The sequence below is a fragment of the Roseimarinus sediminis genome (assembly GCF_050433125.1).
Lineage (GTDB): Bacteria > Bacteroidota > Bacteroidia > Bacteroidales > Prolixibacteraceae > Roseimarinus > Roseimarinus sediminis.
The window spans coordinates 15,780-41,328 of sequence record NZ_JBNPXV010000012.1 but is presented as its reverse complement, the minus strand read 5'-3'; the positions used below and the strand labels follow the sequence as shown (position 1 = coordinate 41,328).

The following is a 25,549-nucleotide window of genomic DNA, read 5'->3' as shown; positions in this document are numbered from 1 at the left end:
GTCATAAAATGAAAGATGAAAAACAGAACATCTTCCCCCAATTCCACCGCATCATCCCCCGCAGGGAAAAGGAAACCTTTTTAAAACAGCAGGCCAAGGTAATCTGGTTTACCGGCCTGTCGGGATCAGGAAAAACCACCCTTGCAGAGGCACTCGAACGAAAACTCTTCGAAAAGGGTTTTCTCACCCAGGTGCTCGATGGCGACAACATTCGCACCGGCATCAACAACAACCTCCGTTTCAGTCCCGAAGACCGGATGGAGAACATCCGTCGTATTGCCGAGGTAGCCAAGCTCTTCCTTAACTGTGGCATCATCACCCTCTGTGCCTTTGTAAGTCCCACAGAAGAAGTACGCCAACAAGTAAAGGAGATTGTAGGTGACGATGATTTTTTTGAAGTTTTTGTCAGTACTCCCCTCGAAGTATGTGAGCAGCGCGATGTCAAAGGACTTTATGCCAAGGCCCGTGCCGGAAAGATCCCCGATTTCACCGGCATTAGCGCACCCTTTGAACATCCCGTGGATGCACAGCTAAGCATCGACACTTCGCAACAGTCGCTCGATACCAGTATCGATGAATTGCTTCGTAACATTTTGCCCCTCATTTCATAAAACTAAAGAAAAGTCAGTGATCATTGCTTATAGAGGAAAAGTCAGTGGTCAGATTGAGTCATTGAACAAAAAGCCAGCAGCTACTGAAATTAGCAGCTTTGCATCACAAATTAATGACTCTTTCTTATTGACCATTGACTTTTTTTCTTAATGACTCTTTTCCTGCTAACAAACCCTCAAACCACCACCAGCATCCAGCATCCAATAGAGGCTCAAAAGCCCCTCCTAACCTCCCCTTCAGGAGAGGGATAGTGGCTACCATATTTAGATACACTTCAATAAAAAAAATTGGAAGCAATAGAAGGCAGTTGAAAGCAATTGCTCCTCACTGCTAACATAGACACTTCTTACTTAATGACTTTCTGACTCTTGTGTCTTGCTACCTGATACTTGATTCCATTTTTCCTTTTTTTCATTTTTTTCTTAATGACTCTTTGACTTTCTGACTTTTTCACAGCATCCAGCAACAACAAATTATTAACATCCTGCCTCCTCCTGCAATCTTTTTTGCGTTATCATCTTAAACATTATTTTTGTAGATTCAATTTTAACAAAAGCAGCAAATGCAAGATTATAACCTAAGCCACCTCAAGGAACTCGAAGCCGAGGCCATCCACATCATCCGCGAAGTTGCGGCTGAATTTGAGAACCCCGTCATGCTTTATTCCATCGGGAAAGACTCGTCGGTAATGGTACGACTGGCCGAAAAAGCCTTCTACCCCGGCAAAGTGCCTTTCCCTCTGATGCATATCGATTCAAAGTGGAAATTCAAAGAGATGATCGAGTTCCGTGACAACTATGCCCGCGAAAACAACTGGGACCTTATCGTTCATTCCAACATGGAAGCCTTCAAGGCCGGAGTGGGTCCTTTTACCCACGGCAGCAAGGTGCACACCGACATCATGAAGACCCAAGCCCTGCTCGAGGGGCTCAGCAAATACAAGTTCGACGCTGCCTTTGGTGGTGCCCGTCGTGACGAGGAAAAATCGCGCGCCAAAGAGCGCATCTTCTCCTTTCGCGATAAATTTCACCAGTGGGACCCAAAAAATCAGCGCCCCGAATTGTGGGACATCTACAATGCCAAAGTACAGAAGGGAGAATCGATCCGCGTATTCCCCATCTCCAACTGGACCGAACTCGACGTGTGGCAATACATCCGCCTCGAAAACATCCCCATTGTTCCCCTATACTATGCAAAGGAACGCCCCATTGTGAACATCGACGGTGCCCTGATCATGGCCGACGACGAGCGCATGCCCAAAGAGTTGCGCGACAAAGCCGAGATGAAAATGGTCCGTTTTCGTACGCTGGGTTGCTATCCCCTCACCGGCGCTGTGGAATCGAATGCACAAACCATCGAGGAGATTGTCGAAGAAATGATGACCGTCACCGTTTCAGAACGCACCACAAGGGTGATTGATTTCGACCAGGAAGCAAGTATGGAACAGAAGAAACGGGAAGGATACTTTTAAAATTGCGGAGCAATTTTAAAAGTTGTAGTTGTTATAATGGTTGTAATTGTTAACATTCTATGAAAAGTTATACTGACCTTGATATTTACAAGCTTTCAATGGATCTGGCTGTAAGGATTTATAGAAAAACATTACAATTACCTAATCCAGATAAATTTGAAACCGGAAGTCAGATTCGAAGATCAAGTCAATCAATAAAGGATAACATTATTGAAGGATATAGAAGAAAAAGATACAAGGCTGATTTTGTAAAGTTTCTGGTATACAGTCATGCTTCGCTATTAGAATCCACATCGCAAGCTGATTTTCTAAATGAAATTCATCCGAACAATGGATGGGATGACATTACAGAAGAATTGAAAAAACTTGGTGTAAAAATCAATAATTTCATCACCTACGTCGAGGCCAACTGGAAAACCTAACAATTACAACCATTACAACAACTACAACCTTTACAACCTTTACAACCCTTACAACTCAACAACAATGGCAACAAATAACAACACTCAACGACAGAACAACAATTCCTCCCCCTCCGGCAATACCCGCGGCACCCTCGATATCCAGTCCTTTCTGGCACAGGATGAGCAAAAAGACCTGCTTCGCATCCTCACTGCAGGATCGGTCGACGATGGCAAATCAACGCTCATCGGGCGGCTCATGTTCGACAGCAAGATGCTCTATGAAGATCAGCTGGCTGCCCTTGAACGCGACAGCAAGCGCGTGGGACATGCAGGCGAGGAAATCGACTACGCCCTGCTGCTCGACGGACTAAAAGCCGAACGCGAACAGGGCATCACCATCGATGTAGCTTACCGCTACTTCAGTACCAACAAACGCAAGTTCATCATTGCCGACTGTCCCGGGCACGAGCAGTACACCCGCAACATGGTGACCGGTGCATCAACGGCCAACCTGGCCATCATTCTCATCGATGCCACCAAGGGCGTCATCACCCAGACCCGCCGCCACACTTACCTGGTTTCCCTGCTGGGAATCAAACACGTGGTGCTGGCCGTAAACAAAATGGACCTGGTCGATTACAGCCAGAAAGTCTTCGATGATATTTGTGCCGATTACAAAGCCTTTGTATCGCAACTCAACGTCCCCGACGTCGAATTCATCCCCCTCTCGGCCCTCAAAGGCGAGAATGTGGTTGAAGGAACAGGTAAAATGCCCTGGTACCATGGTAAGTCGATGCTCGAATTCCTCGAGACCGTACACGTGGCCAGCGACCGCAACTTCGAGGATTTCCGTTTTCCGGTGCAGTACGTCAACCGTCCCGACCGCGACTTCCGTGGTTTTGCGGCCCGGGTGGCTTCGGGCATTGTACGCAAGGGCGATACCGTAATGGTGCTTCCTTCGCGTAAAACATCGAAGGTGAAACAAATTGTAAGTTACGATGGTGAGCTCGACGAGGCCTTTCCGCCCCAGTCGGTTACCCTTACCCTCGAAGACGAGATCGACATCTCGCGCGGTGAGATGCTGGTGCATCCCGACAACCTGCCGCATGTTGAGCGCCATTTTGAAGCCATGCTGGTTTGGATGGACGAAAAACCAATGAACCTTTCCACCCAGTTTTACATCAAGCACAATACCCACACCACCAAGGCGCGCATCGACACCATTCGTTACAAGGTCGACATCAATACCCTGCAGAAGTCGGAGATCGAACATTTCGAACTCAATGAAATCGGCCGTGCCGTGCTCACCACGGTGAAGCCCATCTTCTTCGATCCCTATACCAAAAACAAGGGGACCGGCGCCTTTGTGCTCATCGATCCGCTTACGCACAATACCTGCGCTGTGGGAATGATCATTGACAAGCTCGACGCCAATGCCCTTACCAGCAAGATCTCGCTCGACGAATACCGCAACCGCATCGACAAGGGCGAATGCCTCATCAGCAGCGAAGAACGTCAGAAACGTTACGGACAAAAAGGTGCCACGCTGTGGATTACAGGTCTGCACGGATCGGGCAAAAATGAGCTGGCCTACCACCTCGAAAAACACTTGTTCGACATGGGAGCCACCGTGGTACTGCTCGACGGAAGCACTGTTCGTTCAGGCCTTTCGCGCGAGCTCGACTTTTCGCTGGCCGACCGTACCGAACACCTGCGCCGCGTGGCCCATATTGCCCGTATGCTGAACGATCAGGGCATCATTGCCATCTGCTCCTTCATCTCGCCCGACGATGACATCCGCCGTCAGGTAGCCGACATTGTAGGGGCCGAGCGTTTCCACCTGGTGCACATGGATGCACCACTCGACTACTGTCGTAACAACCGTCCCGACTTGTACGAGCTGGCCGACAAGGGCGAAATCACCCATTTACCCGGAGTAGATGCCACCTACGAACAACCCGAAAATGCAGCCCTCACGCTGCAACCCGCTGAGAATGGCACCAATCCGGATACCATCCTCCGCTACCTGGCCGAGAAAAAGGTTTTTCCGCTGTAATTGGTATTTAAGGTTAAGGTTAAGAACACGCTTAACCTTAACCTCCTAATAAGACCTCAGCCATTCCCCAACATTATCGATTAATAACTATTTTCCCGTTTCAGCTCACGAAAAAAGCCGTCCCTGTTTCCAGAGACGGCTTTTCAATTTTATCGTGCTATTAGCTTACTTCTTGTAAACTTTTTTGTATCCGTAAATGGCTTTTTCGCCCAGTTCTTCTTCAATGCGGAGCAGCTGGTTGTATTTGGCCATCCGGTCGGAGCGGCTCATCGAACCGGTTTTGATCTGACCGCTGTTGGTAGCTACTGCAATATCAGCAATGGTAGCATCTTCGGTTTCGCCCGAACGGTGCGAGGTTACTGATGTGAAACCAGCACGGTGAGCCATTTCAATGGCGTCGAGGGTTTCGGTAAGTGTACCAATCTGGTTCACTTTAATCAGGATCGAGTTGGCAGCACCCAGTTCAATTCCCTTTTTCAGGTATTCAACGTTGGTCACAAACAGGTCGTCGCCAACCAGCTGAATTTTGTCACCCAGCGCCTTGTTCAATTTAACCCAACCGTCCCAGTCGCCTTCGTCGCAACCATCTTCAATCGAGTCGATAGGATATTTTGCAACCAGGTCAGCCAGGAAAGCAGCCTGCTCGTCTGAGTTACGTTTTGCACCATTGGCGCCTTCAAATTTCGAATAGTCGTATACGCCATCGCTGTAAAATTCCGAAGCGGCACAGTCAAGTGCAATGGTCACTTCCTCACCTGGTTTGTAACCGGCATTTTCAATGGCTTTAATGATGCTGTCGAGGGCATCTTCTGTTCCATTCAGCGCAGGTGCAAAACCACCTTCATCACCTACGGCAGTACTCAAACCACGGTCGTGCAACACTTTTTTCAGGCTGTGGAAAACTTCAGCACCCATGCGCAATCCTTCGCGGAACGAAGGTGCACCTACCGGGCGAATCATGAATTCCTGGAAAGCGATCGGTGCATCCGAGTGCGATCCACCGTTGATAATGTTCATCATTGGTACGGGAAGCGTTTTTGCATTCACACCGCCAATGTAACGATACAAGGGCATGTCGAGGTAGTTGGCAGCTGCTTTGGCTACTGCCAGCGAAACACCCAGAATGGCATTGGCTCCCAGATTACTTTTGGTTTTGGTACCATCGAGTTCAAGCATTTTCATGTCAATACCTACCTGATCGAGGGCACTCATGCCTTCAATGGCAGGACCAATTTTGGTATTAACATTTTCAACAGCTTTCAGACATCCTTTTCCAAGGAAGCGACCTTTATCACCATCGCGCAGCTCAAGCGCTTCGTTTTCACCGGTCGATGCTCCTGATGGAACAGCTGCCAGTCCTTTGATTCCGCTTTCGAGGGTTACTTCAACTTCAACGGTAGGATTACCGCGCGAGTCCATGATTTCTCTGCCAACTACTTTGTAAATGTGCATGGTTATTTTTTTTGAATGATTAAACTTAAAATTAGCTTCAACGGTTAGCTGACCGTGCTTTTTCTAAAAGTGTCGCAAAGTTACAAAATTAAGTAACATCGTTCCATTTTTTTAAGCATCGGATGCTTCGCTTTTTGGCGGCCTAAAAATAGATAAAAAAGCGGCCAATTTGCTACAAGTCTGCACACTTCCCCAATGCATCCTGCTGAATTAACGTTGATTTAACCACTTCAACCCAAGCACATCATATTCCTTAAAAATCATAAGGCGGGCACACGGTCTGCGGCTGCAAGTCCGCACGCTCACGTCCCTGTTTCGCACGGCGCGCAGGGAGCTCCCTCCGGTCGCTCCTGCCCTGCCGGCTCAACATGGGCCGCGCACGTACGGCGCTTTCCGCCTCCGCCCTGCCCGAAGCTACTTCTAAGCTACATTACCCACGAATGCTATTTCATGTCCAGCCACCAAAAAAATTACTGTACTTTCAAATCACCATCGAAGTTTGTAGCGAATCTGATAAAAAACTTATCTTGGGACAAACTACATTCCAATGCTTATCACAGTCGAAAATATCTTATTGGTTGGTTCGCTTTTGCTATTGCTGAGCATCATTGCAGGAAAAACAAGCTATCGTCTGGGCATACCAACCCTGGTGCTCTTTCTGGCCATCGGAATGCTTGCCGGATCGGAAGGGCTGGGCGGCATCCATTTTGACGACCCTCAAATTGCACAATTCATTGGTATTGTATCGCTTAATTTCATTCTTTTTTCCGGCGGACTCGACACCAACTGGAAATCGGTACGACCTGTATTACGCGAAGGACTCTTGCTTTCAACCTTAGGTGTATTTTTAACAGCGACTTCCTTGGGCCTGTTTGTATGGCTGATTACCGATTTTACCATTTATGAAAGCATGCTTCTGGGATCGATTGTTTCTTCAACCGATGCCGCTGCTGTTTTTTCCATTTTACGATCCAAAAACCTGGCATTAAAACGAAAACTAAGACCAACGCTTGAGCTCGAAAGCGGTAGCAACGACCCGATGGCCTATGTGTTAACCATTGCTTTTCTTACCCTGGTGGTGCATCAGGATAAAAGTCTGTTAACAATTATCCCCTTCTTTCTAAAACAAATGATTGTGGGCGGAGTAGCAGGTTTTTTATTTGGCATGCTCAGTAAAATCACAATCAATAAAATCAGTCTTGTTTTTGAAGGCCTTTATCCGGTTTTAGTCATTGCCCTTATGTTTATTACCTTCACGCTTACCGATTTTATTGGGGGAAACGGATTTTTAGCAATTTACATCTGTGCCATTTATTTAGGAAATCACGAATTAATTCACAAAAAGACCATCTTGAAGATGTACGATGGGATGGCCTGGCTTATGCAGATAGTTCTCTTTTTAACATTGGGATTATTGGTTTTTCCATCTGAAGTGGTTCCTTACATTGGTATTGGTCTGCTGATCTCCTTCTTTCTCATTCTGATTGCCCGCCCGATTGGCGTGTTCCTGAGTCTGGCAGCCATACGAACAAAACTCAACAGCAAATTCTATCTCTCCTGGGTTGGTCTTCGGGGAGCAGTTCCAATTGTATTTGCAACCTATCCTTTGTTGGCCGGGATTGAAAAAGCCGACATGATTTTCAATATTGTCTTTTTTGTTTCGGTAACATCGGTTATCGTTCAGGGTACCACCCTTTCGGTAGTTGCCCGATGGTTTAAGGTGGCATTGCCCGAAAAGGAAAAACCCGTTTCAGAAACCGATAAACTCATCAACAATATTCCTAAAACAGCCATGCGTGAAATAAAAGTCAAACAAGGCTGTGAAGCAATTGATAAAAGAATTATTGATCTTGGTCTGCCAGGCAATGCATTGATCGCGCTCATCAAACGAAACGAAAAATATCTCACCCCCACCGGATCGACTACAATTGAGGCCAACGATGTATTACTCATACTGTCCGATGATCAGGAGAGCCTTGAAAACGCCATTATCTGTATTAACAAAAGTGCTGTTCCATCAGGTAAAAAAGAAGATTTGTAGTCTTTAAGTAAACATTCATCCACTTCAAAATTTACTTATTTTCCTATTTTAGGCCTCAAATTTGAAATAACCAGAAAATAGATACGAATGAACATCAAAGATCTTCTTTTCTCTAAAGCCCTGCTGGGGCTTATGATTGTAGCAACAGGATTTAGCTCCTGTACATCGAACAAAAACAAGCAGGCCGAAAGCGCTCTGGAACCTGTTTATAAAAACCCGCTGGTGATGCAGCGTGCCGACCCGTGGGTCTATAAGGACGACGATGGAAGCTATTACTTCATTGCCAGTGTACCTGAATACGACCGCATCGAACTGCGAAAATCGCCTACCATTCAGGGGCTCAGCGAGGCCGAGGCTGTAACCGTATGGACCAAACACAGTACAGGCGTTATGGGGCATCACATATGGGCACCAGAACTGCACAAAATTGATGGTACCTGGTACATTTATTTCGCAGCCGGCGAGGCCGAAAACATCTGGAACATCCGCATGTGGGCACTTTCGAACACTGCCGACGATCCTACCACCGGCGAATGGAAAGAAGAAGGACGCATCATGACCCAGCGCGAATCGTTCTCACTCGATGCCACCACCTTTGAACACAAAGGAAAACGTTATCTCATCTGGGCACAAAACGTGTGGCAAAGCGCCCATGGCACCGCCCTGGTAATGTCCGAAATGGAAAACCCGACCACCCTCACCGGTCCCGAAATTGTAATTACCGAACCCGAACTTGCATGGGAACGCATTGGTTTCAACGTAAACGAAGGGCCTGCTGTTATTAAACGCAACGGCAAAATCTTTGTGAGCTATTCGGCCAGCGCCACCAACCACAATTATGCCATCGGTCTGCTTTGGGCCGACGAAGAAGCTGACCTGATGGATCCTGCTTCGTGGAACAAGGCACAGGAGCCGGTTTTCTTCACCAACGATTCACTGAAACGTTTTGGCCCCGGCCACAACTCATTCACTGTTGCCGAGGATGGCAAAACCGACGTGATCATTTACCACGCGCGCAATTACAAGGAAATTAACGGTGATCCGCTCAACGATCCCAACCGCCACACCCATGCAAGGGTATTGCACTGGACCGAAGACGGCTTCCCCGATTTCAGACAAAATATGGGTGACTAATTTCGAACCCGACAAAAACAACAAGGCTGCATCTTTCGATGCGGCCTTGTTGTTTTATATCGGCCTGCTACTCATCATTTAATGAGCAATTTCTGCCTGCCTTGTTGCATATTTCAGCGTATATAATGTGTTTATTATACTTTATTGATTTCTTATTGATTTTAATAAATCCATTAATTAAATTTGTTTAGCATTGTTAATCAACCCTTTAAAACACAACTAAAATTTTAATCGTATGAAAACAAAACATCCTCTATTCAAAGAAAAATGGTACATCCATTTTATCCTGTCAGGCATCCTTGTATTTACCTTATTTGCCTGTGAACAAAATGCCCTGTCGCCCGAAGCAAGGCAACTGGTATCTCCCAACGGCTATGTTTTGGCCAACGACAGCGATGAATTGCGATCGCTTTTAAACATTTCGCCCGAAAGTAAAATCGATGCGATTGACTACTTTGAAAGCAAAGAGGCCAATCTGGCCCTGGTCACTTATACTGATGAGAATGGTAAAGAATCGACAATAGCACTGGGAAGCGGACCTATCTCCTACAAGGCAGCCGGTGTGGATGTTCGAACTGGTGTAAAGTCACCAGGTGAAAATACCAATGAGATTTGCACTAAAAAGGATGAATGAGATTGAAAATCATTGAAGGCACTTGAAGACTGTTGAAGACAGTTGAAGCTTATTGAAAGCTGTTGATAAACACATATCTCCTTTCAACTTTCTGACCAATGACCCTGTGAAATAAGATCTTTGATGATGCGATTAACAAATATCAACTTTTATCCCCTGGAGAATATGCTAGCTATACAAGCAATTTCACAGGGTAAACTTTTCCTTAATGACCAATGACTTACTGACCTTTTCCTTAATGACCATTGACTTTTTCCTTAATGACTTTCTGACTTTTTCATCCTTTCTCATCGGCTGCCGAAAAGTAGTCGTAGGCATAGGCAATCTGGCCGGGTTTACCCAGGAAGTACAGTACATCGCCGGTTTCAAAGGCATTGTTGCTGCCGGGGTTTTCAATTAAATCTTTTCCACGTTGAATGGCCACCAGCGTGATTCCCACATTCTTGCGCAAAGAAAGCTCTGCCAGCGTTTTTCCCACAAGCAGTGAATCATCGGTTATTTTATACACTGCAATTTCAAGATTGGGCAGTTCATCGAGCAGGCCGGGCTGGTTTTTGTTATCGCGATCGCGAAATACGCCGTAAAAGTCGTTTCTGATTTTGCCCAGCAGCAAATTAATTTCCTTATCGGGCATCAGGCGATGGTTCATAATGCGACCAAACAAATCGATGGCAATTTCGAAGTTTTCAGGAAAGACCTGATCGGCCCCTACTTCAAAAAGCTGTTCAATGTCGTTGATATTCTTGGCCCTTACCAAAATGTAGGCCCGTTTGTTCATTGTCCTTACCTTTTCGATGATGGCCAATGAAGTAATCATATCACCTACCGAGACCACTACAATTTCGGCTTTATCGACAAAGGCTTTCTGCAAAATGGGCTCATTAACGGCATCGCCGTAAATCACACTTTCACCCGCCTTTTGCAGTTCTTTCACCTTCATTGGGTCAAAAACAATCGAAACATACGGTAATTTGACATATTTCGACAACTTCGAAAGTTTGAGCGCTACCGGATCTTTTCCGATAAACACAGTGTGGTTCTCGATGGCCGGAACTTCCACTTCAACGAGCGGGAAAAGCCCTTCAACCAATACTTTTGGCAAAGGAAGCTTCAACAAAAAATTCGCAAAGCCGGGTGCCAGTTTAATAATAAAGGGTGAAACCGACATGGTAATGACCGCCACCGAAAGAAAAAGCTGATAATAGAAGGAAGAAATAATTGCTTTTTCAACACCAATTTTTGCCAGAATAAATGAAAATTCGCCTACCTGACTAAGTGCCAGGCCAACCATCACCGTTCCTTTAAAAGTATGCCCCAGAACGAAACCCGTAGCTCCGGCAAATATTGCTTTGATAATCAGTATCAGTGCCACCGTGCCGGCAACCATCCAGGCATGATCGAGTACGAAATTCAAATCGAGCAGCATGCCCACCGAAACAAAAAAGAAACTGGTGAAGGTATCTTTAAATGGTATAAGGCTTCCAAAAGCATTGTGACTGTATTCCGACTCTGAAATCATCAATCCGGCCAAAAAGGCTCCGAAGGCCAGCGACATTCCCAGCTCAGAAGTCATTAGTGCAATGGCCAGACAAAACAACAAAATGCTCATCATAAAAAGCTCCTGATTCCGGGTGAAGGCAATAATACGAAGTAACCAGGGAAAGAGCCATTTATTGCCAACATAAACAAAGGCAATAATGCCAATCGTTTTCAATAAAAGTTCAAACAGTTCGGTTTTAAGATCAAGTGCTTCGGGTCCGAGAAAATCGCTGAACAACAGCAGCGGAACCAGCATAATGTCCTGAAAGATCAGTATCCCCAGCACGGTACGACCGTAATTGGAGCTCAGTTCAGACCGCTCCTGCAATACTTTCAACACCAGCGCCGAACTGCTTAAGGCAGCCACAAAACCTATAAACAGCCCCGATTTCCAATTCATATCGTAAAACCGTGAAATCCCGAAAAATACGAGCGCCGTTAAAGCAACCTGCATAAATCCACCCAGAAAAACGACCTTACGGATACGCAACAAGTGTTTCAGCGAAAATTCAAGTCCGATTGAAAAAAGCAGCAAGACCACCCCAATTTCAGCCAGTATTTCAATCTGATGCTGTTCCTCAACCATCTTCAGTAAATGCGGTCCCGCAATTACGCCGGTAAGCAAATAACCAACAATGGTAGGGATTTTCAACTTGGTGAAAATCAGATTTACAAAGGTAGAAAGTGCAAAAATTACTACAATGTCTTTAAGTAAGGACAATTCCATAGTTGAACTGATTAAAACAAAAAAAATTCGGTTAAAAAAGTACTGTTAGAACTAAAAATGAAATATAAACAAGAACATCATCCTACTTCAATTGTTCCGAAATTGGCTTATAAAAATGCTTGCAAACGCCTGATGAATGCGTATTCCCGAAGATAATCATTTTTGAGCGATCGGAAATACCAATATTCAACATTCACTTCAACAAATTTACAGCGGCTTCATTTCCTGTGCTTTTAAAACTTTCCTATTTTTACGGCTTAAACCATGGGCATGATCAGTCAACGAATTGAAAAAAGCAGCTTTTATCAACAACATCCTTCAATTTTTTTCATCCTGAAATGGCTGATCATAGCCACGCTCGTTGGCCTGGCTGTTGGATCGGCCTCGGCCTTCTTTCTTACCTCGCTGCATTGGGCCGAAAATCTGCGGGAAAGCAATCGCTGGATCATCTGGCTATTGCCCCTTGCCGGGATGGCGGTGGGCATGTTGTACCACTACTTTGGAAAGAATTCGGATGCAGGCAACAACCTGCTGATCGAGACCACCATGCACCCCACTGGCCCACGCATTCCGTTCAGAATGGCTCCATTGGTTTTGTTTGGAACCATTGCGACCCATCTTTTTGGAGGTTCGGCCGGACGAGAAGGCACCGCACTGCAAATGGCCGGTGCCATTTCGGACCAGCTTACCCGCCCGCTTAAGCTTAATCACAGCGACCGAAAGCTATTGATCATTGCAGCCATTGCAGCCGGTTTTGGTTCGGTATTCGGCACTCCGCTCGCAGGAGCGATCTTCAGCCTTGAGGTGATTGTAATCGGCAAAATGAAATACGATGCCATTTTCCCGGCTTTTCTGGCAGCCATCATTGCCGACCATGTCACCCGCGTGTGGGGAGTTGGCCATACTTTGTTTCAACAGGTTGCTGCCCCCGAAATCGACACCATGAATATCATTTACAGCATCCTTGCCGGTATTGCTTTCGGTTTGGTAGCCGCCGTTTTCAGCAAACTTAATCATACAATGAGTTTCCTGTTCAAACGAAAGGTTAAATACCCTCCCCTGCGCCCCTTCATTGGCGGACTCATGATAGCCATTGCTGTTTTTGCAATGGGAAGCACACGATACATCGGTCTTGGCGTTCCGGTAATTGTGGAGGCTTTTGATCAGCAATTGCCATTTTACGACTTTGCCATCAAGATCCTGTTCACCACACTCACCCTGGGAGCCGGCTTTAAAGGTGGCGAGGTTACTCCCCTGTTTTTCATCGGTGCAACGCTGGGAAATGCCCTGGTATGGATCATCCCACTCCCCATGAGTCTGTTGGCTGCCATGGGTTTTGTTGCTGTTTTTGCCGGTGCCACCAATACACCGCTTGCCTGCAGTGTAATGGCTTTCGAATTGTTTGGCATCGAAAGTGGCATTTATGTTGCCATTGCCTGCGTGGTGGCATATCTCATGTCGGGGAACACCAGCATTTACAACGGTCAGTTTATTGGACAACCCAAACATGTTTCCTTTGGAAAATACGCAGGAAAACGAATCAAAGAAATTTAAACATGCATCATTATTTATTAGCGATACTACTTTTTATCAGCCTTTCAGGCCCTGGGCAACAAGTGTCTGAAAGCACCAGTCCGGTCGGTTTCATCAATCAACAGGCGCTTCAGCATGCCATCGTTTCAATCAGTGCCATCGATCTGGAAAACCAACAGGAACTGATGGCCTACAATGCCCGGCAGAACCTCACGCCTGCTTCGGTATTGAAACTTTTGACTTCGGCAACTGCCCTTGAATTACTCGGCTGCGATTACCATTTTGAAACCAGCGTTGGCTACAAAGGAAGTATTGAAAAGGGACGTTTAAAGGGAAATCTGCTCATCACAGGTGGAGGTGATCCCACCTTGGGCTCTGGCTATTTCGCATCCAACTCACCAAAAGATCAGTTTTTGTACCAGTGGGCGGCCTTGATCCGTCAGGCCGGAATCGATACCATCGACGGAGACATTGTGGCCGATCCGGGAATTTACAGCGACCAGGATGTTCCCCAAACCTGGATTTGGGAAGATCTGGGCAATTATTTCGGAGCTGCAGCCCGGGGGCTTGCCATTTACGACAATACCTTTGAATTGGTTTTTGAAACGGCCGACAGCAGTGGCGGCCCCACTAAAATAATTAAAACGAATCCGGTTATACCACAGCTTGAACTGCGTAACGAAGTAACTGCATCGACCGATCGGCGTGACCGCGCCTATGTGTATGGCAGTCCTTTCGACAGTTTTCGGATTATCAGAGGAACACTGCCTCTCGGACAACAGGCCTACAGCATCAAAGCTTCGGTACCCGACCCGGCACTTCTGCTTGCCAGCGAATTAAAAAGGGTACTTGAGCACATGGGCATTACCGTTAGCGGAAAGGCACAAGGCCCGACAGGCTCTTTGGCACCCGACAGCCTGCTGTTCAAGTGGACCTCGCCGCCCTTGTCTGAGATTGTGAACGTTCTGAACCACGAGAGTGTGAATTTGTATGCCGAACACCTTTGTAAACAGCTCGGCCTTCAATTCTCTGGCGAAGGCAGTACAAGGGCCGGACTGGAAGTAATTGAAAAATTCTGGACAGAAAGAAATATGGATCCTGCCCAACTCTACCTTGCCGACGGCAGTGGCCTTTCACGCGTTAATGCACTTTCGGCGTCAACACTTACCCGGGTTCTGGAATACATGTATCACAACAGCCCTTGTTTCGATCATTTCTACCATTCGGTACCCCTCACCGGCCTCGACGGTACCCAGCAATACTATTTTCAGCATTCGTTTCTGAAAGGAAAAGCACGGGCAAAAAGCGGTTCCATGACACGCGTCCGTAGTTTTGCAGGTTACTTAACCAGCCGAAAAGGAACTGAAATTGCCTTTGCCATTATCATTAATAATTTTGACGACAGCAGTTTTGGAATGGCGAAAAAAATGGAAGCACTGATGGAGCTGCTGTACAACAGCTACTAGCATGCCTTATTAAAATTTTCGGTAAAAAGGATACGTTTTCGAATTAACAGTACCTTTCAATTTCACCCTGTTGAATACAAAGGCCAGGTTGAATGTACCGCCAGCTCCTCTGACGCGCCCGGGAAACAAAGGATGAAGTAAGTTTTGAACTACCAGCGATGCTTTCAGGCCTTCGCCCCGATAAGCTATTCCTAAGGGGAACTGCGTAACTCCACGGTTTGAAACATGCATACCCGTTGAAAACGACCAGTAATCGTTGCTTTGGTAAATGGCCGTAAAACCGGTATTAAAACGAATAAAACGATTAAGCAGCATCGATTCGGCAAAAATACCCAGCAGTAGTTTTGGTTTGTAATAATGCCAAAAAGCTGTACTCGAACCTGGCGGAAGCATGGCGACAAACGAACGGGCTTCGGGAACCAGAATCCGGTTCAAAAAACTGTCTCTGAAAGCCTCAACATCGGGATGTGCGGAAAAATCACCCAGCGACTCAAAACCCAAAGGACCAGACAGCTCAATACCTTCCCACCGATGCGTCCCATTGGCAATAAAAGTGGTGGTATTTCGGTTCCAGTAAATCAGGCCCAGATTATTTATACCCGCAGTGATGAATGACAAAGGACCTAACTGATAGTGAACCGAAGCATCGATGGCCATTCCAGGATTCGCAGTGCTAAACAGGTAGTTGCTCCAATTGGACGGTTCCGACTGCTTATCAATCAGTTGTTGAAGTCTCAGCGGGGCAGAAACCCTCCCCTCGCCTGAAACAGCCACATCAATAGCTTGATAATCAACGGCCGTTTCAATTTTATACTGACTTTGAAGATCCACCCATGACTTTCCAAAAAGCACTTTCATATTAAGTCCTGCCCGGAGTGCTTCGTTAAAAGTTTTAGCTCCCGAAAAATTATAACTCCTGTAATGATGTGCAGCAGCCGGCAAAGCAAACTCAGCCGCTTTTTCTTCTGTATTTCCTTGTGAAAGCAAGGCAATCAGTCCTCTTTCAAAATTGATCGTGCCCATTGCCTCTTCGTTGACCGAAATTCGCCAGCTCATTTGGCGGTGAACACTGCTAAAACTAACAAGCGTGGCATTCAGCTTAAAAAATAAAAGATTGTTTTCAGCGGCATGCTGGTTCATGCTTTCAAGGTCAAACAAGTAGTTTGCACCATTTTCATGCAAACGAAAAGTTTGTCTGGCGGTGAAGGGAATAAAAAAATTGACCGACTGAGTGCCGGTCGGAAAGAGGGTAAGAAATTGTGGCCCCTTATCGGGCAACATCGCCGGATCGCTTACAACCAATCGTCGGCCAGTCATTAACAATTCACTGCTCAATGGCTGAGCAAAGGCCTGCAATGTTAAAAAAACGACCAATACCCCGATACCTGTTTTTATGATTATCTGTTTAAAATTCAAAACTTCAAATTTAAAAAGAGCTGCAAATCCAGTACGTCTATATCTGGTAATTCGCTTATAGCTATTGCAAAACCTTCATCGTGTGGCCAGATAAAATCGGCTGTCAGCAATAAAGCACCTGCCTCGCTGAACCAGGTTTCATGCCCACCTTCGAGGAGCAAATAGTTGCGTGTGCCTGCCGGAACAGTTTGCCACAGATCGTCGCCGGCTGCTGCCGCCCGGGCCAGTTTTAACTGTATGGAATCACCACTAAGCTGATGTTGGATGGTATCAAAGGGCTGTATAAACAATACAATTTCGAAGGGAAGATAATTGACCGACTCTATAACCAGCCCCAAACTATCGCTTTGCAGTTGTGGCATGGATTGTTTTAAAAGAAGTGTATCGCGAAACTGATAAAAAGAACCCCGTCCTGCAGCCTGTACCTGTTCTTCTTCAGGAAGATCGAACAATTCGTCGATGGTGTAGGTGCCACTTGCAAAGGGAATCATCCATTCAGCAGCGCTATGAATCCCTGCATCGCTGTACTTTTCAAAACAGGCCGAAGTCAGCAACAACAAAATGATGGCTACTGTTAACTTAAGAAACTTCGTTGATAACAAATTTGTGGTAAGCATTCAGATCGTTTGTTTTTCAAAAATACGACGAAACAGCACATGAATGGCATTCCAGCTGATTTTTCTCAAATCAATGTGTAATTTACCATATCAACGAAATGACAATATTAAAGCAATTTGGTTCATATTGGCAAGAAGTTGTATCTTCGACGACTGCAAAATACAAGCCTTAATGTTGAAACTAAGCAAAAAATTAAGAGATCTGTTAATTAGGATCATCGATTGGTTTTACCAGCCATTTGAACGTTTCATGCCCCTTGAAACATTCCGTTATGCGGCCACTGGCGGCATGAACACCGTATTTGACATTGTACTATACTTCATTTTTTACAATTACATTTTTGATCAATCGGTAGTCGATTTGGGGATAGTAGCCATGAAGCCACACATTGCCGCCTTTGTTTTTGTATTCCCCATTACTTTTACCAGTGGATTTATTCTTGCAAAATACGTAACCTTCACCCAATCGCTTTTACGTGGAAGAATACAACTTTTCAGATATGGTGTTTCGGTTGGTGGATCGATCATCCTGAACTATGTTTTATTAAAACTCTTTGTTGAAGTTTTTGGCTGGCTGGCCACCCCTTCAAAAATTTTCACAACCCTGTTGGTAATCGTCTATAGTTACATGATTCAGAAGCACTTCACCTTCAGAACAGGTAAAAAGGCACTTGAAAAACAGGCCATGGAAGAACGGGCCTGATTGCCTGGCAACAGCTTAATCGTCCATTCGCTTCAACATACGAGTGAGGGCTTCAACATAATAATAATCGGCATAAATCAGAGGCACATCCTCCTCATTTTGCTTAGGCATGCAACTTAAAAAAGCAGCATCTGCATTAATTAGATTAAAAATTGTCAGGTTAATCGATGACACAGCAGGTATATTCAATAACACTTACCTGTCAATCACTCAAATGTAGAAACAATGTGTGCCAAAGGATGATAATTAATTAAAATTGGCTGTACCTGTGTTTTTAGCGGCTGTTCAAAATTTGAAATTTCCTGTCATTTTTCTAGCACCAAAGCAGTGGAATACACGTCATAAGGCTGAGGTTGAGATTGAGGTTGAGATTGAGGTTGAGATTGAGGTTGAGAAAAAAGATGATATGGGAGTTGTTGATTGACAGAGCTAGCCAGCGTTTGCGGAAACTGGAACCATAGCGAGTTGAATTACAAGCCACTAAAAGTGCCTGAACACCTGATTATCTGAGTGAAAAAAACTACTTTGGTCAAATACGATGCAATGATTCCTGATTCATTTAAATTCACCATTCATCATTCACCATTCACCATTCATTAAGCATTCTCTCCGTATCGTTCGATGTATTCAGTGGGTGTACATTGATAAAACTCTTTAAAACAACGTGAGAAATACGACGGATTGGTAAAACCTACCATGTAGATGACTTCAGAAACCGAACGTTTCTTCTGTATTAAAAGTTTGGCAGCACATTTCAAGCGTTGGGTACGAATAAACTCTTTGGCCGTTTGACCGGTAAGTGCTTTGATTTTTCGGTAGGTCTGATTGGCACTAATTCCCAACTCCCGGCTCATTCTTTCAACATCAAACTCGGAATTGTCGATATTATTATTGAACACTTCCATTACTTTCTTTAGAAATTCTTCGTCAAGCGAGCTGAGTTGCTCCACTTCGGGTTCAAGCAAACTGCTTTTTTGAAACCGCTCTCGCAATAAATCGCGTGTTTTTAAAATATTCGAAACTTTCATGATGAGCGACGCCATGCTAAAGGGCTTACTAATGTAATCGACTGCCCCGGCCTGCAAGCCTTCGAGTTCGTTTTCGCGATTGGTTTTGGCGGTAAGAAATAGCAGGGGAATATGGGAGGTATTGATATCGTTCTGCAAGTTATGCCCCATCTCGAGGCCATCCATTTCAGGCATCATAATGTCGGAAAGAATCAGGTCGGGATTTAAACGTCGGGCAAGTTGAAGGGCTTCCTTCCCGTTGAAAGCACTTTTTATCCGGTATTGTGCTGCCAGCCCCCTGCTTATGAATTCATTCATATCTAAATCGTCTTCGACCAAAAGCACCAGGGGCCGGTCGCTGGTGCCCGATAACTGAAAGCTGTTTTCTTCATTGCCTTGTGGTCTGGTGAGCTCCCTGTCATCTGCCCCGGCTTCGAAGCTGTTTTCATCAAAAGGCTGTTCATTACCCTGTGTTCCTTTGCTCACCGTGCTGATCAGCTTCATGTCATGCTGTTGATTGAGATTTACAGGAAGGGTAATTTTAAAACAACTCCCCTTGTCGGGTTCGCTTACTACCCTGATACTTCCCCGGTGCAGTTCAATAAAATTCTTTGACAGATACAAACCAATACCACCTGTACTCTGACTATCCCGTTGATTCACCTGATAAAAACGCTCGAAAACCAGTTCTGTTTTTTCAGGTGGGATGCCTATTCCACTGTCGTCTACTTCTATAAAAAGCTGTGAAACACCGTGTTCTTCGTGTATAATGCCCGAACGTATGTCGATTCGTCCTCCCTCGTCGGTAAATTTAAAAGCATTCGACAGCAAATTGAACAGCACCTTGTCGAACTTATCACGATCGAGCCAGGCCAGAATGGTTGGCTGTTCGTAATGTAACATAAAATCGATGTTTTTCGAATCGGCAAGACTCTTAAACGAATCGTACATTTCGATGAGTACCGGTACCACATCCACTTCCTGAAGCAATAGTTCTACCTTTCCCTTTTCTACTTTCCTGAATTCCATCAACTGATTAATCAAACGCAGCAAACGATGGGCGTTTCGTTGTATCAGTTCGAGATTACGGGCGTGTACCCCGAACTTAGCCTTCTGCTCCAGCATTTCCTGTAAGGGTCCAAGAATGAGGGTCAGCGGAGTCCGGAACTCATGGGTAATATTGGTAAAGAAATGTACCTTCAACTCATTTAGTTCGTGCTCTTTTTCATATTGTACCCTTTCGAGCAGAAGGCGCGATTTTTCCCTGATTTGAATGATAGAAAACTGGTTGAAGAAATAAAGCAAACCGGTAATCATTACAGCATAAAGCAAGTAGGCCCAGTAACTTTTCCAAAATGGAGGTTTAATTTGCAGAAAGACAGCTCGTGGCTCGCTGCTCCATACCCCATGACTGTTGCAGGCTTTTACCCTGAAGGTATATTTACCTGCAGGAATATTGGTGTAGGTGGCTGTATTGCGTGCTCCCACATAGTTCCAGTCCTTATCGTACCCATCGAGCATATAGGCATATTTGTGCTCACTGCTTGAATAATATTCCATGGCTGAAAAAACGAAGGTAAAAACCCCCATTTGATGCGAGAATACGAGCGAATCGGTATAGCTGATCGTTTTATCCAGCAAGCGATGTTCCTTCTTTTGTTGATCTACTTTTGCCTTCCTGTTAAAAAGAAGCAGGTCGGTTAACTGGATCATCGGTGGCCTCGACTGCTGACGAATGCTGTCGGGATGAAAGCGTAAAAAACCGTTTCCGCCTCCCAGCAGAAAGCGACCCTGTTCATCTTTCCAACTGCTGTTCTGATCGATTTTTATTCTGGAATATGCCTTATCGAAGTATTCAAAGTCGACCTGATGGTTCAGTGTATTGAATTTTACAATCCCATTGTAAATACCCACCCACAGGTTTTGATGATCATCTTCAAGTATGTTAAGAATAATTTGGTTGTCGACCAGTGTCTGATCGGGAAAAGCCTGAAAACTGCATTTAGATGAAGTTCCGCCTGAGGGGCTTTCCCTCTTTCGGTTCAGGCCTGAGTTGGTTCCTACCCAAAGCATTCCACTACGGTCCTCATACAACACGTTAATCACATTATCATTAAGCGAACAGCTGTCATTGTCTGAGAAGAAATAACGTTCGAAGGTTTCATTTTCAGGATTAAAACAATTAAGACCATATTGTGTCCCTACCCAAACCTTACCATAACGGTCTTCAATGATACATCGCACATGGTTGTCTGACATACTGCGCAAACCGTATCCGCTCCGATAATTCACAAAACTCGGCTTGCCCTTGCTAAAGTCACATTTCACCAATCCGTTTTCGGCCGTTCCTACCCATATCACTGATGAGTCACTAACAGAAGGGGCCAATACCGTGATGCCGTTTTCGGGCAAGGCTGGCGAACTGTTGCGATCGAATATTGCTTCAGCATGAACAATGCCATCGTTGCCGATCGAGGTAGAGCAAAGTACCAAACCATCGGATGCAGTACCAACCAGTAGTTGGTCTTCATCCAAGGCAATCAGCGAATGGATGGATGACCAGTTTTTGATTTTGTTTTTATGGCGATAAGCACTACTGATGATCCGCTGATATGGTTTCAGGGCCACATCGTATCTGATCAATCCGTCGCTGGTTCCCAGCCAGGTATAGCCATCATGATCGACACCTATGTCCATTACCCAGTTACCGGTAACTTCACCACTGTTAATTTGCCGGGTATTAAAGCGGGTAATGTTCTGACTCCCGATTTTGGCTATGTTAATGTGGGAGCTGCCAACCCACAATGTTTCATTCCGATCGATGAACAAGGCAGAAATGGTATTGTCGCCGTCGAAGCTAAAGCGATCGTTCACATCGTAATGATAAGCTGCATAAACAGCCCGTGCTGGCTGTTTTTCCTGCTCATGGGCAGTTAAGAGCAACAAACCACCTCCGCGGGTTCCGATCCACAAATTGTTTTGCTGATCGAAAAGAAGCTGATCGACAGGATAACGGCATAAGCCACCTATCGCCTGCTCACCCGGCTGATAGTGCACTAACTTAATACTGTCACGGTTTTCGTGCGAGATGATTTTCATGATTCCGTAGGGAGCCATTCCGATCCAGAGTGAGCCATCGGCCGAACCTGCCATGCTCATGGCTTCGAAAGGAACCTGTTCAGCAGGGCTGAGCGGCCAATGATTCAAATAACGACGATAGGAACTGCTGGCACGGTCGAAATTAACCGGTCCGCTGCTGGTGGCCAGCCAAAACTCATTCCGCTTATCTTCGTAAATATCGTTGATGTTTTCTCCCGCCAGGTAGTGGTGTTTGGTGCCGCTTTCAGGATCAAGGCGATAGAGCCCGTCGCCTGCAGTTCCCACCCATATTTTATTGTTTGCATCTTCGTAAAGCGATAGAATACGGGTTTCAAAATGATATTTCTGAAGATGATCAAGCACCGGATTGTAACGATTCAAACCAAAGGTGGTCCCTATCCAGATGTTTCCTTTGTGATCTTCGAGCAGGGCAGTAATTTCACGGTTACTCAGTGCTGTCGGATCGCGGTGATCCGATTGAAAGACCACACATTCATAGCCATCATAACGGTTGAGTCCATTCCATGTTCCAACCCATATGAATCCTGCCCTGTCCTGCATAATCACATTGGCCCGGCTACTGCTAAAGCCATCGTCGATTGAAAGAACATCGAAGTTAAGATTACTTTGTGCACGAAGCTGACTACTCAACTGACTGAATAACAACAGGACGAGTACCAGCGGCAGGATAAAACGGCATTTCAACATGAAAGCAAGTTTAGATTAGGCGTTTAAAAATAGCGATCCCGCTTTAATTATACAAGGTAAGCAGTACAGTGAACTATTCAGCACCACCAGTTGAAACAGAACACCACGGTAAAAAGCAAAAGGCCAAAGCGGATGCTTCAGCCTTTTGCCTTGTAATAAAATATCAGGCAATAAATGCTTCTGTGGCTTTAATTGTCTGCCTGATCTTTAAGTTCTTCCAAAACAGGCCAAGCTTCGTCATCCCAATTCACCTGATGGACCAGCAATCTGGGCCGGCCCTTTTCACTGACAGCATAGCCGTGACTAAACATGTAATCCTTATCGCCAAAGGTATAAACCGAGTTATGGCCGATACCATAATAGTTTTCATCGCCTTGAATTACCATGGTTCCACCTCCCTGATTCATGGCTACGCCGTCGCGGTCGATAAAGGGTCCAGTTGCCGACTCCGAACGGCCTACCCTAACATTATACGTGCTGCGTGGCCCCCGACAGCAAAGATCGAAAGACACAAACAAATAATAATAATTGTTCTTTTTAAAGATGAAGGGTGCTTCGATGGCTCCGTTGCCAGGATCTCCGGCCTGCAAAGTAAAATCACGATCGCGCGAAGCAATGTGCGACCACTCCTGCGGATCGGCGATTGAAAGCAGATCATCGCTTAAGCGAAACATTTTCAATCCACCCCAAAACGAACCAAATGAGAGCCAGGGCTGATTCTTTTCGTCAAAAACCAGATTAGGATCAATGGCATTCCAGTTGTCGCGCCCGGGCACCGATTCAATGACCGGCCCATGATCGGTCCACTGGTAATTCTCATTATCGGGATCGAGCGTTGCATTGGTGGCCACCCCAATGGCAGAGCGGTTACTTGCAAACGACGAGATAGAATAATAAAGATAGTACCTGTCGTTATGGAAGTACACATCAGGTGCCCAAATATTCCCGTCGAACTTAGGAACTCTTTGCTTTGCCCATTCGGGGCTTTCGGGAAACACCGGTCTAAGAAACTCCCAGTTAATCAGATCGTCCGACTGCCAGGAGGCAATCCCGTGACCGGTGTTAAAAAGATAGTACTTACCATCGGCCTCAATGGCCACCGGATCGTGAACAGTTATTTTCCTACTCTGAGCATTGGCCCCCACCGTTAGGAGGAAAAGCGCACAAGTCAGTAGAATTTTTTCCATAGCATTCATCATCGGTTTTCTATTTTAAACGTGCTTTGAGCTGAGTAAACGAGTGTGCCGGGAAGGTATAAGTAAATACTTCACCTTTGGCTTTCACCGGGGAAAGTTTTTTGCTTTCCACTTCGGTCTTTCCAAAATCGTTCCTTGCTTTCACATTCGGACCGTTCACTTCGTAGATTTCGACCGAACCCTCAAACTCGCCTTCCTGCGAAATAATATCGGTAGTAATGGCTTCATCCTTGTGGCGGTTTACCACATTAATTATCACTTCGCCGTTGAGATACGCAGCCGACACATCGAGGTAAGGAACCGCCTCCTGTTTGGTAGTTGATTCTCCCAGCCCAACAAAGAACTCATCGGTAGCATAAGTATCACAGTCGACAAAAACATCGAGTGAGGTTCCGTAAACATTCTGTGCAAAAAGCTGCAGGGGATAATAAATGGTTTGCAGAAACATATCGTCTTCACTGGTGAAGATTGGGGCAATCACATTGACCAGCTGAGCCATGTTGGCCATTTTAACAATGTCGGCATTGCGTACAAAAGCGTTCAGGAAACCAGCAATCACCAGGGCGTCTTCCAGATTGTAGAGTTCTTCGAGAGCGCGTGTGCCGGCCATTGTTTCAGCATCGCGTGCCCGGTACCACGAGTTGTACTCGTCCCAGGCAATGTAAATGGGTTCACGGTCACCACGATCGGCATTTTCCATTTCACGCGCTATCAGGCCCTTTACCACTTTTGTGCGTTCTTCGAGCACCAGCGGAGTTGAAAGGTAGTTGTAATAATCATCCGAAGGATTGCCAACATACATGTGAAGGGCCAGATAATCGACCACATCGCGCAGTTCGGCCAGAATGGTGGCATTCCATTCGTTGGGATCGGCATCGGGCCGGTAATTCGATGAACCGGCTGCAATCAGCTTAATATCGGGCGAAGTAAGTTTCATCAGCTTGGCTGCTTCACGGGCTTTCTTGGCATAGTCTTCAGCATTGAGATGGCCCATTTGCCAGAATCCATCCATCTCGTTACCCAGGCTCCAGTACTTTATATTCCAGGGTTCGGCGAATCCGTGCTGCTTTCGTAATTCGGCATAGTAAGGACCTTCGGCCACATTGCAATATTCAACCCACTGCTGTGCTTCCTCAATGGTTCCGGTACCCATGTTTACGGAAAAATAAGGTTCAGTCCCTATTTCACGGGCAAACTGCATGAATTCATTGGTTCCAAAGCGATTGCTCTCGAGCCTTGCCCAGGCCAGTTCCATTCGGGGAGGACGTTCATCTTTCGGCCCCACACCATCTTTCCAATGATAGTTCGACACAAAATTTCCACCGGGATAACGTGTTATACTTACATTAAGGCCCTTTACGGCTTCAAGTACATCTTTCCTGAATCCGCGCTCATCAGAGAGGGGTGAACCTTCATCGTAAATGCCACCATAGACGCAACGTCCAAGATGTTCCACAAAATTTCCGTAAAGGAGCTTGTCGATTTCACCTACCTTGCGCTCCACATCGATTTTAATTCTTGCATTTTGCGCAAACAGCTGACCTGCCCCTACCAGGGTCCATACCATGACGGCCAGCACCGTAATTCTACCTTTAATCATAACTTTAAGATTATATGTTTGATGCAATTTGTTTGTTCGGCTAAAATGTTTTGTCAAGGAAGATCGTCAGGCAGGATACCCATAGCACAGGTAAGTATGCTGTCAACAGGTCAATGTAAGCCGGCAGTCCTGCC

18 protein-coding genes are annotated in these 25,549 nt (G+C 45.7%); 11 read left to right on the top strand and 7 right to left on the bottom strand.

Features of this window, described 5'->3' with window-relative positions; all coding sequences use genetic code 11:
- The first annotated feature begins 8 nt into the window (after positions 1-8).
- The 4 genes from cysC to cysN all read left to right on the top strand — a co-directional run bounded on the left by cysC (position 9) and on the right by cysN (position 4,543).
- Entirely contained in the window at positions 9-611 is a 603-nt protein-coding gene (cysC, locus tag FHS86_RS14675) for an adenylyl-sulfate kinase (RefSeq protein WP_429415233.1), read from the top strand.
- Positions 612-1,174: 563 nt separating this feature from the next.
- Positions 1,175-2,083, top strand: a complete 909-nt coding sequence (gene cysD, locus FHS86_RS14670; protein ID WP_429415230.1) for a sulfate adenylyltransferase subunit CysD — start codon at positions 1,175-1,177, stop codon at positions 2,081-2,083.
- 59 nt (positions 2,084-2,142) lie between these two features.
- The gene (locus FHS86_RS14665; protein WP_429415227.1) at positions 2,143-2,505 is read left to right on the top strand and encodes a four helix bundle protein; all 363 of its coding nucleotides are present in this window, start codon (positions 2,143-2,145) and stop codon (positions 2,503-2,505) included.
- 64 nt (positions 2,506-2,569) lie between these two features.
- A complete protein-coding gene (cysN, locus tag FHS86_RS14660; RefSeq protein WP_429415224.1) occupies positions 2,570-4,543 on the top strand; it encodes a sulfate adenylyltransferase subunit CysN in 1,974 nt (657 codons plus the stop codon).
- Positions 4,544-4,708: 165 nt separating this feature from the next.
- Here the strand turns inward: cysN and eno are convergent, their stop codons facing one another.
- Positions 4,709-5,995 (bottom strand): phosphopyruvate hydratase, encoded by a 1,287-nt coding sequence (gene eno / locus FHS86_RS14655; RefSeq protein WP_429415221.1) that lies wholly within the window; start codon positions 5,993-5,995, stop codon positions 4,709-4,711.
- 547 nt (positions 5,996-6,542) lie between these two features.
- On the opposite strand from eno, the gene FHS86_RS14650 reads away from it, so the two are divergent.
- From FHS86_RS14650 to FHS86_RS14640, 3 genes are all read left to right on the top strand, one after another.
- Complete coding sequence (locus FHS86_RS14650; RefSeq protein ID WP_429415218.1) at positions 6,543-8,036, top strand: potassium/proton antiporter; 1,494 nt, start codon at positions 6,543-6,545, stop codon at positions 8,034-8,036.
- 87 nt (positions 8,037-8,123) lie between these two features.
- Entirely contained in the window at positions 8,124-9,170 is a 1,047-nt protein-coding gene (locus FHS86_RS14645) for a glycoside hydrolase family 43 protein (protein ID WP_429415215.1), read from the top strand.
- A gap of 235 nt (positions 9,171-9,405) precedes the next feature.
- Entirely contained in the window at positions 9,406-9,804 is a 399-nt protein-coding gene (locus FHS86_RS14640; protein WP_429415212.1) for a hypothetical protein, read from the top strand.
- 277 nt (positions 9,805-10,081) lie between these two features.
- Here FHS86_RS14640 and FHS86_RS14635 read toward each other — a convergent pair whose 3' ends face one another.
- Positions 10,082-12,070, bottom strand: a complete 1,989-nt coding sequence (locus FHS86_RS14635; RefSeq protein WP_429415209.1) for a cation:proton antiporter domain-containing protein — start codon at positions 12,068-12,070, stop codon at positions 10,082-10,084.
- A gap of 270 nt (positions 12,071-12,340) precedes the next feature.
- On the opposite strand from FHS86_RS14635, the gene FHS86_RS14630 reads away from it, so the two are divergent.
- Positions 12,341-13,624, top strand: a complete 1,284-nt coding sequence (locus FHS86_RS14630) for a voltage-gated chloride channel family protein (protein WP_429415207.1) — start codon at positions 12,341-12,343, stop codon at positions 13,622-13,624.
- A 2-nt stretch (positions 13,625-13,626) separates the two neighbouring features.
- Entirely contained in the window at positions 13,627-15,069 is a 1,443-nt protein-coding gene (gene dacB / locus FHS86_RS14625; protein ID WP_429415204.1) for a D-alanyl-D-alanine carboxypeptidase/D-alanyl-D-alanine endopeptidase, read from the top strand.
- Between the two features lie 9 nt (positions 15,070-15,078).
- Here the strand turns inward: dacB and FHS86_RS14620 are convergent, their stop codons facing one another.
- Positions 15,079-16,485, bottom strand: coding sequence for a DUF5723 family protein (locus tag FHS86_RS14620; protein ID WP_429415202.1), 1,407 nt, complete (start codon positions 16,483-16,485; stop codon positions 15,079-15,081).
- On the bottom strand, positions 16,482-17,102 hold the full coding sequence (locus FHS86_RS14615) for a hypothetical protein (protein ID WP_429415199.1): 621 nt from the start codon (positions 17,100-17,102) through the stop codon (positions 16,482-16,484). The genes FHS86_RS14620 and FHS86_RS14615 overlap by 4 nt, the downstream gene beginning before the upstream one ends.
- A gap of 172 nt (positions 17,103-17,274) precedes the next feature.
- On the opposite strand from FHS86_RS14615, the gene FHS86_RS14610 reads away from it, so the two are divergent.
- Together FHS86_RS14610 and FHS86_RS14605 are read left to right on the top strand one after the other, a co-directional pair.
- Positions 17,275-17,805: a GtrA family protein gene (locus tag FHS86_RS14610; RefSeq protein ID WP_429415196.1), complete on the top strand. Its 531-nt coding sequence runs from the start codon at positions 17,275-17,277 to the stop codon at positions 17,803-17,805.
- A gap of 256 nt (positions 17,806-18,061) precedes the next feature.
- Positions 18,062-18,229 carry a hypothetical protein gene (locus tag FHS86_RS14605; protein ID WP_429415193.1) on the top strand — a complete coding sequence of 56 codons (168 nt, stop codon included), beginning with the start codon at positions 18,062-18,064 and terminating at the stop codon, positions 18,227-18,229.
- Between the two features lie 172 nt (positions 18,230-18,401).
- Here the strand turns inward: FHS86_RS14605 and FHS86_RS14600 are convergent, their stop codons facing one another.
- The 3 genes from FHS86_RS14600 to FHS86_RS14590 all read right to left on the bottom strand — a co-directional run bounded on the left by FHS86_RS14600 (position 18,402) and on the right by FHS86_RS14590 (position 25,415).
- A complete protein-coding gene (locus FHS86_RS14600) occupies positions 18,402-22,619 on the bottom strand; it encodes a hybrid sensor histidine kinase/response regulator transcription factor (protein WP_429415191.1) in 4,218 nt (1,405 codons plus the stop codon).
- Between the two features lie 188 nt (positions 22,620-22,807).
- Positions 22,808-23,806, bottom strand: a complete 999-nt coding sequence (locus FHS86_RS14595) for an arabinan endo-1,5-alpha-L-arabinosidase (RefSeq protein WP_429415188.1) — start codon at positions 23,804-23,806, stop codon at positions 22,808-22,810.
- A gap of 19 nt (positions 23,807-23,825) precedes the next feature.
- Positions 23,826-25,415 carry an alpha-N-arabinofuranosidase gene (locus FHS86_RS14590; RefSeq protein WP_429415185.1) on the bottom strand — a complete coding sequence of 530 codons (1,590 nt, stop codon included), beginning with the start codon at positions 25,413-25,415 and terminating at the stop codon, positions 23,826-23,828.
- Positions 25,416-25,549 lie beyond the last annotated feature (134 nt).

Coding starts and splice junctions, on each gene's coding strand:
- cysC (WP_429415233.1), top strand. CDS start 9: ATGAAAGATGAAAAACAGAACATCTTCCCCCAATTCCACCGCATCATC.
- cysD (WP_429415230.1), top strand. CDS start 1,175: ATGCAAGATTATAACCTAAGCCACCTCAAGGAACTCGAAGCCGAGGCC.
- FHS86_RS14665 (WP_429415227.1), top strand. CDS start 2,143: ATGAAAAGTTATACTGACCTTGATATTTACAAGCTTTCAATGGATCTG.
- cysN (WP_429415224.1), top strand. CDS start 2,570: ATGGCAACAAATAACAACACTCAACGACAGAACAACAATTCCTCCCCC.
- eno (WP_429415221.1), bottom strand. CDS start 5,995: ATGCACATTTACAAAGTAGTTGGCAGAGAAATCATGGACTCGCGCGGT.
- FHS86_RS14650 (WP_429415218.1), top strand. CDS start 6,543: ATGCTTATCACAGTCGAAAATATCTTATTGGTTGGTTCGCTTTTGCTA.
- FHS86_RS14645 (WP_429415215.1), top strand. CDS start 8,124: ATGAACATCAAAGATCTTCTTTTCTCTAAAGCCCTGCTGGGGCTTATG.
- FHS86_RS14640 (WP_429415212.1), top strand. CDS start 9,406: ATGAAAACAAAACATCCTCTATTCAAAGAAAAATGGTACATCCATTTT.
- FHS86_RS14635 (WP_429415209.1), bottom strand. CDS start 12,070: ATGGAATTGTCCTTACTTAAAGACATTGTAGTAATTTTTGCACTTTCT.
- FHS86_RS14630 (WP_429415207.1), top strand. CDS start 12,341: ATGATCAGTCAACGAATTGAAAAAAGCAGCTTTTATCAACAACATCCT.
- dacB (WP_429415204.1), top strand. CDS start 13,627: ATGCATCATTATTTATTAGCGATACTACTTTTTATCAGCCTTTCAGGC.
- FHS86_RS14615 (WP_429415199.1), bottom strand. CDS start 17,102: ATGCTTACCACAAATTTGTTATCAACGAAGTTTCTTAAGTTAACAGTA.
- FHS86_RS14610 (WP_429415196.1), top strand. CDS start 17,275: ATGTTGAAACTAAGCAAAAAATTAAGAGATCTGTTAATTAGGATCATC.
- FHS86_RS14600 (WP_429415191.1), bottom strand. CDS start 22,619: ATGTTGAAATGCCGTTTTATCCTGCCGCTGGTACTCGTCCTGTTGTTA.
- FHS86_RS14595 (WP_429415188.1), bottom strand. CDS start 23,806: ATGGAAAAAATTCTACTGACTTGTGCGCTTTTCCTCCTAACGGTGGGG.
- FHS86_RS14590 (WP_429415185.1), bottom strand. CDS start 25,415: ATGATTAAAGGTAGAATTACGGTGCTGGCCGTCATGGTATGGACCCTG.